The 13422-nt window shown below is 66.8% G+C and carries 10 protein-coding genes and 1 pseudogene; 8 read left to right on the top strand and 3 right to left on the bottom strand.

The window, feature by feature from the left end; genetic code table 11:
* Nucleotides 1-538: 538 nt before the first annotated feature.
* A complete protein-coding gene (locus ROV95_RS00005; RefSeq protein WP_312542043.1) occupies nt 539-1513 on the top strand; it encodes an MBL fold metallo-hydrolase in 975 nt (324 codons plus the stop codon).
* Nucleotides 1514-1611: 98 nt separating this feature from the next.
* On the opposite strand, the gene yihA is transcribed toward ROV95_RS00005, so the two are convergent.
* Nucleotides 1612-2214 (bottom strand): ribosome biogenesis GTP-binding protein YihA/YsxC, encoded by a 603-nt coding sequence (gene yihA / locus ROV95_RS00010; RefSeq protein WP_005411022.1) that lies wholly within the window; start codon nt 2212-2214, stop codon nt 1612-1614.
* A gap of 156 nt (nt 2215-2370) precedes the next feature.
* On the opposite strand from yihA, the gene ROV95_RS00015 reads away from it, so the two are divergent.
* The 4 genes from ROV95_RS00015 to ROV95_RS00030 all read left to right on the top strand — a co-directional run bounded on the left by ROV95_RS00015 (nt 2371) and on the right by ROV95_RS00030 (nt 5656).
* The gene (locus tag ROV95_RS00015; protein ID WP_019660638.1) at nt 2371-3171 is read left to right on the top strand and encodes a c-type cytochrome; all 801 of its coding nucleotides are present in this window, start codon (nt 2371-2373) and stop codon (nt 3169-3171) included.
* Nucleotides 3172-3276: 105 nt separating this feature from the next.
* Entirely contained in the window at nt 3277-3927 is a 651-nt protein-coding gene (locus ROV95_RS00020) for a thiol:disulfide interchange protein DsbA/DsbL (protein WP_019660639.1), read from the top strand.
* Between the two features lie 107 nt (nt 3928-4034).
* A complete protein-coding gene (locus tag ROV95_RS00025; RefSeq protein WP_134735977.1) occupies nt 4035-4865 on the top strand; it encodes a thiol:disulfide interchange protein DsbA/DsbL in 831 nt (276 codons plus the stop codon).
* Between the two features lie 53 nt (nt 4866-4918).
* Entirely contained in the window at nt 4919-5656 is a 738-nt protein-coding gene (locus tag ROV95_RS00030; RefSeq protein WP_005411026.1) for an endonuclease/exonuclease/phosphatase family protein, read from the top strand.
* Between the two features lie 48 nt (nt 5657-5704).
* On the opposite strand, the gene ROV95_RS00035 is transcribed toward ROV95_RS00030, so the two are convergent.
* Nucleotides 5705-6580: an EamA family transporter gene (locus ROV95_RS00035; protein ID WP_312542052.1), complete on the bottom strand. Its 876-nt coding sequence runs from the start codon at nt 6578-6580 to the stop codon at nt 5705-5707.
* 72 nt (nt 6581-6652) lie between these two features.
* Here ROV95_RS00035 and ROV95_RS00040 point away from each other — a divergent pair, with 72 nt between their 5' ends.
* From ROV95_RS00040 to fhuE, 3 genes are all read left to right on the top strand, one after another.
* Nucleotides 6653-7135 (top strand): Lrp/AsnC family transcriptional regulator, encoded by a 483-nt coding sequence (locus ROV95_RS00040; protein ID WP_312543771.1) that lies wholly within the window; start codon nt 6653-6655, stop codon nt 7133-7135.
* Nucleotides 7136-7212: 77 nt separating this feature from the next.
* Nucleotides 7213-7764 carry a M23 family metallopeptidase gene (locus ROV95_RS00045; RefSeq protein ID WP_312542054.1) on the top strand — a complete coding sequence of 184 codons (552 nt, stop codon included), beginning with the start codon at nt 7213-7215 and terminating at the stop codon, nt 7762-7764.
* A 185-nt stretch (nt 7765-7949) separates the two neighbouring features.
* Entirely contained in the window at nt 7950-10115 is a 2166-nt protein-coding gene (gene fhuE, locus ROV95_RS00050; protein WP_312542057.1) for a ferric-rhodotorulic acid/ferric-coprogen receptor FhuE, read from the top strand.
* A 132-nt stretch (nt 10116-10247) separates the two neighbouring features.
* Here the strand turns inward: fhuE and ROV95_RS00055 are convergent.
* Nucleotides 10248-13108: pseudogene (locus ROV95_RS00055) on the bottom strand (TonB-dependent receptor).
* Nucleotides 13109-13422: the final 314 nt, after the last annotated feature.

Consider the following 13422-nt stretch of genomic DNA (forward strand, 5'->3'; position numbering starts at 1 on the left):
GGGTGGGCAGGACACGCCGTAAACCCATCCATGGGGGCTCGATGGCGCCATCCATGGCGCCAACGGTCCTGCCCACCCACACCGCCCCACCTCTGACAGATCTTCGCGACTGTTGGTAGGTGTCGACCTTGGTCGACACATCTGTCAGATATCGAAATCGATCTGGAGTCAGATCCGTTTTCCTCCGGAAAACGGATCTGACCCAAAGAGAATTTCCAACAGATCGCGGAAAACTGTCGAAGGCGGGGTGGGTCCGGTTGCGGGAGTGTCCGCGGCATGGATGCCGCGGCCAAGCCCCCAGGGATGGGTTTACGGCGTCTCCCGCAACCGGACCCACCCCGCCATCCCACGGATAGCCCGCTGTTGCTGTTGCTGTTGCTGTTGCTGTTGCTTCGGCTGCGGCCGTTGCCTCTGCGGGTGCAGGGCGCAGCCCTGCAGCCCCCCCCTGAGCATTCCACGCAGTGGTTTGAGCGCCGCGCACACGCCAGCCACGGCACGCTAGGCCAACAGAACCGCCCGTCATCCACCGAGACCCCTCATGACCCTGCGCCACCTTCCCCTTCGCTCCGCCCTGCTGCTGGCCCTCTCCTCCCTGCCGCTGGCCGCGCTGGCCGAAGCCACCTCGCCCGCCCCCACCCGACAGGTACCGGGCGTCTACCACCAGCGCGTCGGCGCCTTGCAGGTCACCGCCCTGTTCGACGGCGTGGTCGCGCTGGGTCGGCAGGAAGTGGTGGACGTGCCGCCGACGCTGGTCAGCCGCCTGCTGGAAGGCCGTTACGTGCCGGAAGACAAGAAGGGCCTGCAGACCGCGATCAATGCGTTCCTGATCCGCCAGGGCAACCACCTGACCCTGGTCGACACCGGCACCGCGCAGTGCTTCGGCCCCGGCCTGGGCCAGGTGCTGGGCAATCTGCGCGCCTCCGGCGTGGACCCGGCCGAGGTGGATGAGGTGCTGTTGACGCACGCCCATTCGGACCATCTGTGCGGCGTACTCGACGCGCAGGGTACGCCGGCCTACCCCAATGCCACGGTGTGGCTGTCCAGGGCCGATGCCGATTACTGGCTCAACCCGGCCAGCGAGGCCACCGCGCCGAAGGGTGTGCGCTTCGCCTTCCCGCTGGCGCGCAATGCGGTAGCCCCGTACCAGGCCAGCGGCCACCTGCGCACCTTCAACCCCGGCGATGCCCTGCCCGGCGGCGCGGTGGCGATGGACACCCATGGCCACACCCCCGGCCATGTCTCCTACCGGTTCGACAGCCAGGGCCAGTCGCTGCTGGTATGGGGTGATGTGCTGCACTTCCATGCGGTGCAGTTCGCGCACCCGGAAGCGGCATTCGAGGCCGATTCGGACCGCAATGCGGCCATCGCCAGCCGGCGGGCGCTGTTGCAGCAGGCCACCGCCAATGGTTGGTGGGTGGCCGGTGCGCACCTGCCGTTCCCCGGCCTGGGCCATGTGCGTGGCGAGGGCAAGGCCTATGCGTGGGTGCCGGCGGAGTATTCGCCGTTGAAATGACCCGTGTAGAGCCGAGCCCATGCTCGGCTACCGCGCTCAGCGTGCCGGGATTCCACAGCCGAGCGTAGGCTCGGCTCTACAGGAAGGCAGGGGATGCCTTACTCCAGCCCCAGCCAGCCGCCGATCACGCCGCGGGCTTCGTCCACGCCGGTACGGTCTTCGCCGGAGAACACCTGCACGCTGACGCTGTCACCGTAGGCCGATTGCAGCTCCTTGCGCACCTTCTGCAGGGACTGCATCTGCTGGCTGCGGCTGAGCTTGTCGGCCTTGGTCAGCAACGCGTGCGCCGGCAGGCCGCGCTGCACGGCGTAGGACAGCATCTGCCGGTCGTAGTCCTTCAGCGGATGGCGGATGTCCATCACCACCACCAGCCCCTTCAGGGCTTCGCGGGTGCGGAAGTACTTGTCGATGAAGGCCTGCCAGTGCGCCTGCAGGTCCAGCGGCACCTTGGCGTAGCCGTAACCTGGCAGGTCGACCAGATGCGCTTCCGGGGTGACCTGGAAGAACACCAGCTGCTGGGTGCGGCCAGGGGTCTTGGAGACACGGGCCAGCGCGTTCTGGCGGGTCAGCGCGTTGAGCGCACTGGACTTGCCGGCGTTGGAGCGGCCGGCGAAGGCCACTTCGGCGCCTTCGTCGGGCGGCAGCTGCCGCACGTTGTGGGCCGAAAGGTGGTAACGGGCGCGTTCGATGAGCAATGACATGTGCCTAGGATCGCATGTTGCGGCGCCGCGCGCCCGTGCCGGCGGCCGCTGCGGCCATTTTGCTGCACTGCTGCGTTGACCGTGTGCTGAAACGGCGTTGATAATCCGGGCGATGCCGGCGGCCGCCGCCCGGCCCGGTCCATACGGAGCTTCAGCATGCGCCACGCTCGCGTTCTTGCCGTATCCGCCCTTGCCACTGCTGTAGTCGTTGCCGCTGCTGCGTTCGCGCAGACCACGTTGACCCCGCTGCCCGACAACGGGCCGATCAATACCGCCTCGCTGGAGGTGGATTTCAGCAAGACCCACTGGGGCGATGCCAAGGCCGGCCAGGCCAAGGCCTCGGCCTGCGCGGCCTGTCATGGCGTCGACGGCAATTCCACGGTGGAGATGTATCCGTCCATTGCCGGCCAGAGCGAACGCTACGTGGCCCAGCAGATGGCGCTGATCGCCAATGGCCAGCGCAGTTCCGGCGCAGCAGTGGCGATGGTGCCGTTCGTGCAGAACCTCACCCCGCAGGACATGCGTGATATCGGCGCCTACTTCGCCACGCAGAAAGCCAACGCCGGCATCGCCGATGACACGGCGGTCACCGAGGGCCCCTACAAGGGCATGAAGTTCTACGAGATCGGCCAGCAGCTGTACCGCGGCGGCGATGCCAAGCGCGGCCTGCCGGCCTGCATGGCCTGCCATGGCCCCAGCGGTGCCGGCAATCCCGGCCCGGCCTATCCGCATCTCGGTGGCCAGCACGCCAGCTATGTCGCGCGCCGCCTGCAGGAGTACCAGGCCGGCCAGACCAACGAGACCGACAAGGCACACTTCCAGATCATGGCCACGGTCGCGCAGAAGCTGAGCGAGCAGGAGGTGCAGGCGCTGTCGAGCTACCTGCAGGGCCTGCACAACAAGGCCGACGACGTGGCCGCTGCAGCTACGCCGACGCAACCGGCTGCCGCCCCCTGACCACCACTGGTCGGCCTGGGCCGCCACGTCGGCCCACGGCTGCGGTATGTTCCTTCACGCCGGCGGCTGCGCCGGCGTTGCTTTTTTCAACGGAGATGCGTGTCGATGAGGTTGATTTCCCGCCTGCTGTTGTCCGTGCTGGTACTGCTGCCGCTGGCAGCCTGCGCCGCCACCCCCGCCAATGCCCCGCTGGTCGAGGGCAAAGACTACGAGCGCATCGCGCAGCCGGGCCCGTTCCAGCCGTTGGCCGGCAAGATCGAGGTGGTCGAGGTCTTCGGCTACACCTGCCCGCATTGCGCCCACTTTGAACCGCAACTGGAAGCCTGGGCGGCCAAGCTGCCGGCCGACGTGCGCTTCACCCCGGTACCGGCCGCCTTCGGTGGCGCCTGGGATGCATGGGCCCTGGCCTACTACGCCGCCGACGAAGTCGGCGTGGCCAAGCGCAGCCACGCGGCGGTCTTCAAGGCCCTGCACCAGGATGGCTCGCTGCCGATGCAGAACGTTTCGGCCGATGAGCTTGCCACCTTCTACAAGGCCTACGGGGTGACCCCGGACCGTTATCTGCAGGCCCTGCGCGGCGATGCCGTACAGAAGAAGGTCGATGCCGCCCGTGCGTTCGCCCAGCGCACCAGGATCCCGGGTACCCCGGCGCTGATCATCAATGGCCAGTATCTGGTGCGCGGCAACAGCTTCGACGACCAGCTGCGCATCGCCTCGGCCCTGATCGCCCAGGCCCGCGCCGCCCGCGGCCGCTGAACCAACACACACCATCGACACGGCGCTGTCGCCGCCGCATGTCATCATTTCCCCCTGGCTGGCGCCTGGCGCCGGCCCCCACCTTTCCAGATGCTGGAGACGTTCCCATGAAGATCCGTTACGCCCTCGCCCTCGCAGCGCTGCTGCCGATCCTGGCGGCCTGCAAGGCCGACGACGGCAGCACCAACACCACCGCGGCGCCGGCCGAACCGGCTGCAGCTCCGGCGGCCACCGAGCCGGCCGCTCCGGCCGCGGGCAGCGAAGGCACCGCTCCGGCGGCCGCCGAAGGCGAAAAGGCCCCGGCCGAAGCCGCCCCCGCCGCGGCGCCGGCCCCGACCACCGCCGCGCTGACCGGCCCGGCCCCGGTGGAAGGCGCCGATTACCAGGTGATCCCGAACGGCCAGCCGTTCCAGCCGGCTGCCGGCAAGATCGAAGTGACCGAGATCTTCGGCTACGTCTGCCCGGCCTGCGCCGCGTTCCAGCCGCTGGTCGGCCCGTGGAAGGCCGGCCTGCCCAGCGACGTGAACTTCGTCTACGTGCCGGCCATGTTCGGCGGCACCTGGGATGACTACGCCCGTGCCTTCTACGCCGCGCAGACCCTGGGCGTGCAGGAAAAGACCCACGAAGCGCTGTACGCCGCCATCCACTCGCAGAAGACCCTGAAGGGCGAGCGCGGCCGTGACTCGGTGGAAGACATCGCCAAGTTCTACGCCGCCTACGGCGTCGATCCGAAGCAGTTCGCCGCCACCATGGGCAGCTTCGCGGTGAATGCCAAGACCAACTCGGCCAAGCAGTTCGCCCAGCGCAGCCAGATCAGCGGCACCCCGTCGATCATCGTCAACGGCAAGTACCTGGTGAAGGGCAAGAGCTTCCCGGACATGCTGCGCATTGCCGACCACCTGATCGCCCGCGAACGCGGTGCGGCCCAGGCTCACTGATCCAAAGGACGTTGTTCCCGGCCGTGAATTCCCCCCGCACACGGACCCTGCGTTTGCTGACGGCCAACATCCAGGCCGGCTCAAGTACCCGCCGCTACAGCGACTATGTGACCCGCAGCTGGTCACATGCGCTGCCGGCGGGTCGCAAGCGCAGCAGCCTGGACGCGATCGCCACGCTGGCGCGCGACCATGACATCGTCGGCCTGCAGGAGGCCGACCCGGGCAGCCTGCGTTCGGGCTTCACCAACCAGACCCACTACCTGGCCCAACGCGCCGGCTTCAACTACTGGAGTCACCAGCCGAACCGGCGCATGGGCGGGGTCGCATCCAGCGCCAATGGCCTGCTGAGCAAGCTGGAACCGGTTGAAGTGCAGGATCACGCCCTGCCCGGCCGCATCGGCGGGCGCGGCGTGCTGCTGGCCAAGTTCGGCGACGGCGCCGATGGCCTGGCGGTGGCAGTGGCGCATCTGTCGCTGGGCGCGGGCTCGCGGATGTCGCAGCTGGGCTTCATCGCCGAGCTGTTGTCCGACCACCCCAACGCGGTGTTGATGGGTGACTTCAACTGCCTGGCCGAACGCCCGGAAATGCAGGTGCTGTACCAGAAGACCCGGCTGCAGCCCCCGGGCTGCATCGTGCCCACCTTCCCCAGCTGGCGCCCGGACCGCGCCATCGACCACATCCTGGTCAGCAGCGGCCTGCAGACCCGCACCGTGGAAGCCGTACCGGCCGCGTTCTCCGATCACCTCGCCCTGGCGATGCAGATCGACGTCCCGGCCGACGCCCTGCGCTGACTCGCCGTTACGGTAGGTGCGGACCGTTGGTCCGCACGCTCTCTGCCGCTACCCGGCCTGCACCACCGGCACCTTGAACCGCCGCGCGGTCATCGTGCTGCCCACCGAGGCCAACACCGTGCAGCCGATCGCCAGCCACTGCAGCCCGTGCAGGTGCTCGTGCAGCAGCAGCATCGCCCACAGCGCGGCCACCGCCGGCTCCATGCTGATCAGGATGCCAAAGGTCTCCTTCGGCAGGCGCTTGAGCGCCATCATTTCCAGCGACATCGGGATCGCGCTGGACACCAGCGCCACCAGCAGCCCGGCTGCCAGGATCTTCGGGTCGAGCAGCGCGGCACCGGCATGCACCACGCCCACCGGCACCACCACCAGCGAAGCCGCCAGCAGCCCCAGCGACACCGAATGCCCGGCGTGCAGGTGGCCGGCACGCTTGCCGAACACGATGTACAGGCCCCAGCACGCCGCAGCACCCATCGCATACAGCACGCCGGCCGGATCCAGCCCCGGGCCGCCGCCGATCGGCAGCAGCAACAGCAGCCCCACGGCCGCGCAGCCCACCCAGAGGAAATCGATGGGCCGACGTGATGACAGCATCGCCACCGTCAGCGGCCCGGTGAACTCGATGGCCACCGCGATGCCGAAGGGAATCGTGCGCAGGGCCATGTAGAACAGCAGGTTCATCAGCCCCAGGGTGAGCCCGTAGCGCAGGAGGGTGATCGCGTCCGCGCGGCCGGTCTTCCAGCGCCACGGCCGCCAGAACAGCAGCAGCAACAGCGCCGAGAAGCCCACGCGCAGCGCGCTGGTGCCCTGGGCGCCGATCAGCGGGAACAGGTGTTTTGCGTAGGAAGTGCCAATGGCCAGCGAGGTGACCGAGCCGAGCACCGCCAGCGCCGGCAACATCGGCGCAAATCGTGAGGTCTGCATGGGCAAAGTCTATTGCGCCCGCGCCGAGCACTTGGCTCAATTGACAGCCTGTTCGTGCAACTTCTGCTCGCCATGGCCATCGCCCCCGTGCTCGACAGCTTCGACCGCGCCATCCTCGACCTGCTGCAGCGGGACAACACCCTGCCGCAGCGCGAGATCGCCGAGACCGTGCACCTGTCCACCCCGGCCGTGCAACGCCGCATCAAACGCCTGCAGGACAGCGGTGTGATCTCGGCCAACGTGGCGGTAGTCGCCGCAGCCAAGGTCGGGCGACCGCTGACCATCATCGTCGAAGTGCGCGTGGTCAGCGAGCAACGTGATCACGTGGCGCCGTTCAAGCGCCGCGTGCAGGACGACCCGGCGGTGCAGCAGTGCTACTCGATCACCGGCGACGGCGATTTCCTGCTGCTGGTGTCGGCCGCGTCGATGGAGGAGTACGAGGCGATCACCGAGCGGTTGTTCGGCGGCGATGACAACATCGAGCGCTTCCGCACCTCGGTGGCACTGGGAACGTTGAAGCGCAGTTTCAAAGTGCCGCTGGCCCCGGTTCTGTAGCGCTGAGCCATGCTCGACTGCGCTTTGACCGCAAAGCAACAGCCGCCGAGCATGGCTCGGCGCTACAGTCGGAGACCATGAACACACCTCCCTCCCCCGCCCGTCGCCTGCGCCGCTGGCTGCTGCGCGGCCTGTGGCTGGTCATCGCGATCGTTGCTGCGATGGCGCTGTGGAACAGCCCATGGGCCGCTGCACCGAAACTGCTGTGGACACTCTCGCGGATGCCTCCGGCCACCGAGCTTCCGGTGCCGGTGGAAGGCGTGCGGCCCCGCCAGATCGCCGATACCTTCGGCGCGCCGCGCGGCCGTGACCGCTCCCACGCCGGCATCGACATCTTCGCCAGGCGCGGCACCCCGGTGCGCAGTGCCACCGCCGGCGTCGTCGTGGATGTCAGCGAGCGCGGCCTCGGTGGCCGCCAGGTCTGGGTGATCGGGCCCGGGCGTGAACGTTACTACTACGCCCATCTGGACGACTGGGCCGAGGGCCTGGCGCGCGGCCAGGTGGTCCAGGCCGGCGACCTGCTCGGGCATGTAGGCGACAGCGGCAATGCCCAGGGCACGCCGCCCCACCTGCACTGGGGCATCTACGGCGCCGATGGCGCGCGCGATCCGCTGCCGCTGCTGCGCTGAACCCAATGCGCTGCGTCGCGGCCCGCGTGAGTGCCTACCTCGTTCATGATTTGTAAATAGGAATAGTTCGTATTACCATTTCTTACGTTTCCGGTGGTGCCAGGACGGCCTGCCCGCCCGTTTCCCCCCCGTAGCGCCTCGCCTTCTGGATGCCGGCCGAGCGCGCGTGCTCGTCCAGGACCCCCATGACCTGTTCCGCCTTCCGTATCCCGCAGCCGCAGCGGCTGTCCGTTGCCGTACTCGTTGCACTCTGCGCCCTGGCCCCGGCCCCGGCCGCCTTCGCCGACACCGCCGCCGACCCGACCACATTGGACAAGGTGGTGGTCAAGGGCGAACGCGCCGAAGGCTATTCGGTGCGCCGCACCTCGGCCGGTACCCGCTTCGACCTGGCACCGCGCGAGATCCCGCAGTCGCTCAGCATCATCAGCCACCAGCGCATCGAAGATCAGAACCTGGACGACATCATCGACGTGCTGGCCAACACCACCGGCGTGACCAGTACCCAGTCCGACAGCGAGCGCACCGAGTTCTACGCACGTGGGTTCTACATCGACGCCTACCAGTTCGATGGCCTGCCCACGCAGATGGTGCAGAACTGGAGCTACGGTGATTCCGGCCTGGACCTTGCACTGTACGACCGCGTGGAAGTGGTGCGTGGCGCCACCGGCCTGCTCAGTGGTGCCGGCAATCCGTCCGCGTCGGTGAACCTGATCCGCAAGCATGCCGACAGTGCCGAGCTGGCCGGCAGCGTGTCGGTGAACGTCGGCAGCTGGGGCCGCACCCGCACCACCGTGGACGTAGGCAGCGCGCTCAACGCCAGTGGCACGGTGCGCGGCCGCGTAATCGGCAGCTACCTGGACACCGATGGCCAGATGGACCGCTACAACCAGCGCAAGACGCTGGGCTATGCCGTCATCGACGCCGACCTGACTCCGGACACCCAGTTGAGCGTGGGCTACGACTACCAGCAGAAACGCGCCAACGGCGCGACCTGGGGCGGTTTCCCGATGCTGTATTCGGATGGCTCGCGCACCGGCTACGACGAATCGTTCAACGCCAGCCCGGACTGGACCTACTGGGACACCACCAGCAAGCGCGCCTTCGCCACCCTGCAGCACGCCTTCAGCAATGGTTGGAAGTTCAAGGTTGGCGCCACGCACGATGAGACCAAGGCCGACGACAAACTGTTCTACCCGGCCTACAACGACTGGACCACGGGCGAATCGAACTTCGACAGGACCACCGGCGCGGGCATCTCGCCATCCGCAGGCTTCTACAACACTGAGCGCAAGGTCACCGGCGTTGATGGCTACATTGACGGCCCGTTCCAGCTGTTCGGCCGCGAGCACCAGCTGATGGCCGGCCTCAGCTACAACAGGCGCGAGTACGCCAACTACGGCGACTACCAGGTCGGTGGCCCGGGCCAGACCTGGGATCCGTTCGCCAGCTATCTGAACTGGACGGGCAAGATCGGTGAGCCGAACTGGAACCCGCTGGCCCTGGCCAGCGAGGGCACCATCACGCAGAAGGCCGGTTACGCGGCCGCGCGCCTGTCGCTGGCCGATCCGCTGAAGCTGATCATTGGCGCACGCTACACTGACTGGAAGAGCGAGGGTGAAGGCGCCGACCGCGCGCACAAGGTGACCACGCCGTACGCTGGCCTGGTCTTCGACATCAACGGGACGTACTCGACCTACGCCAGCTACACCGAAATTTTCCAGCCGCAGACGCTGAAGGACCGCAATGGCGGCTACCTCGATCCGGTCGATGGCAAGAGCTACGAAGTTGGCGTCAAGGGCGCGTGGTTCGACAACCGCCTGAACGCCTCGCTGGCCGTGTTCCGCATCGAACAGGACAACGTCGGCCAGGCGACCGGTGAGCCGGTGCTGGGCAGCCAGAACGAGTTCGCCTATCGCGCTGCACGCGGCACCGTCAGCCGCGGCTTCGAGTTCGAGGTGAACGGCGAACTCGCCCCGGGCTGGAATGCGACCTTCGGTGCGTCGCGCTACGTGGCCAAGGACATCAACGACGCCGACATCAACACCAACCTGCCGCAGACCGCACTGAAGCTGTTCACCAGCTACACCCCGCAGTCGCTGCAGGCACTGACCGTCGGTGGCGGTGCCAACTGGCAGAACCGCATCTACTACCCGGTGCCGGCCTACGGCCGCATCGAGCAGAGCGGCTACGCACTGGTCAGCGCCTTCGTGCGCTACCGCATCTCGTCGGAGTTCAGCGTGCAGGCCAACCTCAACAACCTGCTGGACAAGAAGTACCTGTCGCAGATCAACGGCTACGGTGCCTACGGCGATGGCCGCAACGGCTCGCTGACGTTCACCTGGGCGTTCTGATCAGACGCGGGGTACGACCGCGCCGCACCTGTAGAGCCGAGCCCATGCTCGGCTCAGAGAATCAGCCGAGCGCGGGCTCGGCGCTACATCCGCAAGGCAGCGCCGGAACTGTCCGGCGCTGCCACCCTCACATCAGAAGCGCAGGTCCGCGCGCAGGTACCAGTAACGGCCTCGCGGGATGTCGTAGGTCGAGGCGTCGTAGCCGTTCAACGAGCACGACAGGCAGATCGGCGGATCCTTGTCGAACACGTTGTTCAGGCCGGCGGTCAGCTGCAACCCCTTCATCCAGTCGATCTTGTAGCCCACCTGCATGTCGTGGAAGGTGGTGGCCGACAGCGTGTTGGTACCCGCAGCCTGGTTGCTGCACACCGGGAAGGCCGCGGCATCGCCACAGTTCTCGGTCAGCTCGGAGATGTGCCGCACCGTCCAGTTGGCGCTCCAGCGGTCCAGCGTCCAGCCGATGCTGGCGTTGCTGGTCCATTCGGGAATCGAACTGTCAGCCACTTCCACGCCGGGCTTCTGCGGCTGCTTCTGCCCGGCCGCGCCGGTGGCCTCGTAGCGGCCGACAAAGGTGTTCTTCCAGCCCAGCTTGAACTGGCCGATGGACGTCTGCGGCAGCGTCCAGAACAGATCCACGTCCCAGCCGTCGGTCTTGATTGACCCCAGGTTGGTCAGGCGGTTGTTGAAGCTGCTGACCGCACCGGTGCTTGCACGGGTAATGCCGTCACAGTAGATCGGGTCCAGCGTCTCCACGCACAGGTCCAGCTGGGTCTGCGCGTTGATTGCCTGGATCGCACCGTCGATGGCATGGCGGTAGAAGGTCACCTCCACATCGAAGCGCTCCGACCACGAGGCATTGTTGCCGAACCACGGGCTCCACACGAAGCCGGCACTGAAGCTGCGTGAACGTTCCGGGTCCAGCTCGCGGTTGCCGCCGGTGGTCACCGAGATCTGCGAGTTGGCCTGCTGGAAGCCGGCCGGCACGCCCAGCGCGGCACAGTTGGCGGCGCTGCCACGCGGCGGCGTGCCGCCCAGGCCCACCGAGCACGGATCGAACAGCTGCAGGTCGGCACGCGCCGCCGAGCCGTACAGTTCACCGATCGACGGCGCGCGGAAGCCCTCGGCGTAGGTGGTGCGCAGCACGAAATCATCGGTCACCTGCCAGCGCAGGCCGTACTTGGGCGTGAACTCGCCACCGAAGGTGGAGTAGTCCGAATAACGGCCGGCCAGGCTCAGGTCCAGCTTCTTGCCGAACGAGGAATCGGCGAAGATCGGCACGCTCAACTCCAGGTAAGCCTCGTTGACATCGTAGGAACCGGAGGTCGGCTGCGACGGCACGCCGTTGTAGTGACCAATCACCGTCAGCGGATCGGGCTGATAGGAGCCCTTGTACTTGCGGTACTCGAAACCGGTGGCGAAGGAGACCGGACCTGCCGGCAGCGAGAACAGCTCGCTGGACAGGTTGGCGGTGAACAGGCTCAGCTCGTTCTGACTGCGGTCGCGCACCACCGGCTGGATCCACTTCAGCATGTCCGGGGTGATCGAACCGACGCCACCAAAGATGTTCAGCGGCACGCAGCCTGGCGTGGCCGCGCACACCGCCGGATCGCCCAGCGCCATGTTCACCTTGTAGATGTCATAGCTGCCGTAGTTGGTCTGTTCGGCCTTGTTCTTGCTGTACATGCCGTTGACGTCCCAGTACCAGCTGCGGTCGGCGGCATGGAAGTCACCGACCAGGCCGGTGGCGAAGTAGGTGGTGTCCACTTTCTGCTTGAACACGCGCGCACCGCCCTCCACCGGGCGACGACCGATCAGGCTCATGTTGTCGCCGGAGACGAGATCGAAGCCGAACGGGTTGTACGGGTTGAGTCCGGACACGGTGATGTTGTCGGCCAGCGGATTGCCGGTGGCGCCATCGGGGCCGAAGAACAGCGGCTCGGGGCCGGCCTGGTTGGTCGACTCGCGACGGTTGCCCAGTGCCTTGACGTACCACTGCACGTTGTCGGTGATGTCGAAGCGGAACTGGCCGAACAGGCCTTTGCGCTCCGACGGTGTCAGCACCATGTTGTATTCGGCGAAGTTGAAGCGGTCGGCGGTAGCGAAGCAGTGGTAGTCATCCGTGCGGCTGCAGCCGGCACTGCCGTCGTAGCGCGGATTGCTCACGCCGGAATTGGGCACGATGTTCTGCACCGCACCGGTGTTCGGGTCGGTGAACATGAAACGGCCCTGCGGAATGCCGCCGCTGCCGAAGGCCAGACCGGTGCCGGGAATCGGGAAGCGCGACTGTTCGCGGTCCTTGGCAAACACCGGATCCTGCTTGGTCCAGCTGGCGCCCAGGAACAGGCTGAAGCGGTCGCCGCTCTTGCCCCAAGCCAGGTCCACGCCCTTCTGGGTGCCGTCGCCCTTGCTGTACTCGCCGTAGTTCAGCGTCACCTGGCCACCATCGAAATCGCGGCGGGTGATGATGTTGACCACGCCTGCAATGGCATCGGAGCCGTACAGTGACGACGCGCCATCTTCCAGCACCTCGATGCGCTCGACGATGGCCAACGGAATGGTATTGAGATCGGTGGCCGAGCCGACGCCGGAGGCGGACGACTCATTGACCCAGCGGATGCCATCGACCAGCACCAGCACGCGCTTGGCCCCCAGGTGGCGCAGGTCGCCCGGCCCGAGCCGGCACCCACGCCACTGCCATCGGGCGGGAAACCGAAGTTGCCGGACGAGTTGAACTTGGCGTTGAGCGCCGAACCGGAACCGGTGAGCTGCTGCAGCACTTCGCCGATCGAGGTCAGGCCGGTGCGTTCGATGTCACCGCGCGTCAATGTCTGGATCGGCACCTGGCCTTCGACTTCAGCGCGCTTGATGCGGGTGCCGGTCACTTCCACCGCATCGAGGTTGGTGGTGGATTGTGCAGCGGCACCCAGCGGTGCCAGGGCCATCACGCACAGCGCGACGGCAACCGCCAACGGGCGGTGGTGCAGGTAATTCATTCGCTCTCTCTCCAAAGGAATGTCGGGACATGAACTGCCGCGCTCCCCCCTGCATGGCGGCAGCGTCTCCTTTGTAAACAAGTGGTAAAAGGCCCGGCGTGACGGTCGACACTCTTTCACGTGGAATTGACGCAATTACAGGCGCTTTGCGTCAGATAGCTGCAGTTATGACCTTGCGATGGTGTTCACGGCACGCGGCCTTGATGCCGGCCGCGACATCGCGCGCCGGGAGTTGCCGCATTTATCGAACAGGTCTTTGCCGAACCGTTTCAGAAGTAGTCTGAAATTGCTTGATTCAGAAGGCCCCGCTGATC

It is taken from the genome of Stenotrophomonas maltophilia group sp. msm1 (assembly GCF_032025805.1).
Lineage (GTDB): Bacteria > Pseudomonadota > Gammaproteobacteria > Xanthomonadales > Xanthomonadaceae > Stenotrophomonas > Stenotrophomonas hibiscicola.

Excerpts from the sequence above, each read along its gene's own strand:
- ROV95_RS00005 (WP_312542043.1), top strand. The coding sequence starts at position 539 with ATGACCCTGCGCCACCTTCCCCTTCGCTCCGCCCTGCTGCTGGCCCTC.
- yihA (WP_005411022.1), bottom strand. The coding sequence starts at position 2,214 with ATGTCATTGCTCATCGAACGCGCCCGTTACCACCTTTCGGCCCACAAC.
- ROV95_RS00015 (WP_019660638.1), top strand. The coding sequence starts at position 2,371 with ATGCGCCACGCTCGCGTTCTTGCCGTATCCGCCCTTGCCACTGCTGTA.
- ROV95_RS00020 (WP_019660639.1), top strand. The coding sequence starts at position 3,277 with ATGAGGTTGATTTCCCGCCTGCTGTTGTCCGTGCTGGTACTGCTGCCG.
- ROV95_RS00025 (WP_134735977.1), top strand. The coding sequence starts at position 4,035 with ATGAAGATCCGTTACGCCCTCGCCCTCGCAGCGCTGCTGCCGATCCTG.
- ROV95_RS00035 (WP_312542052.1), bottom strand. The coding sequence starts at position 6,580 with ATGCAGACCTCACGATTTGCGCCGATGTTGCCGGCGCTGGCGGTGCTC.
- ROV95_RS00040 (WP_312543771.1), top strand. The coding sequence starts at position 6,653 with ATGGCCATCGCCCCCGTGCTCGACAGCTTCGACCGCGCCATCCTCGAC.
- ROV95_RS00045 (WP_312542054.1), top strand. The coding sequence starts at position 7,213 with ATGAACACACCTCCCTCCCCCGCCCGTCGCCTGCGCCGCTGGCTGCTG.
- fhuE (WP_312542057.1), top strand. The coding sequence starts at position 7,950 with ATGACCTGTTCCGCCTTCCGTATCCCGCAGCCGCAGCGGCTGTCCGTT.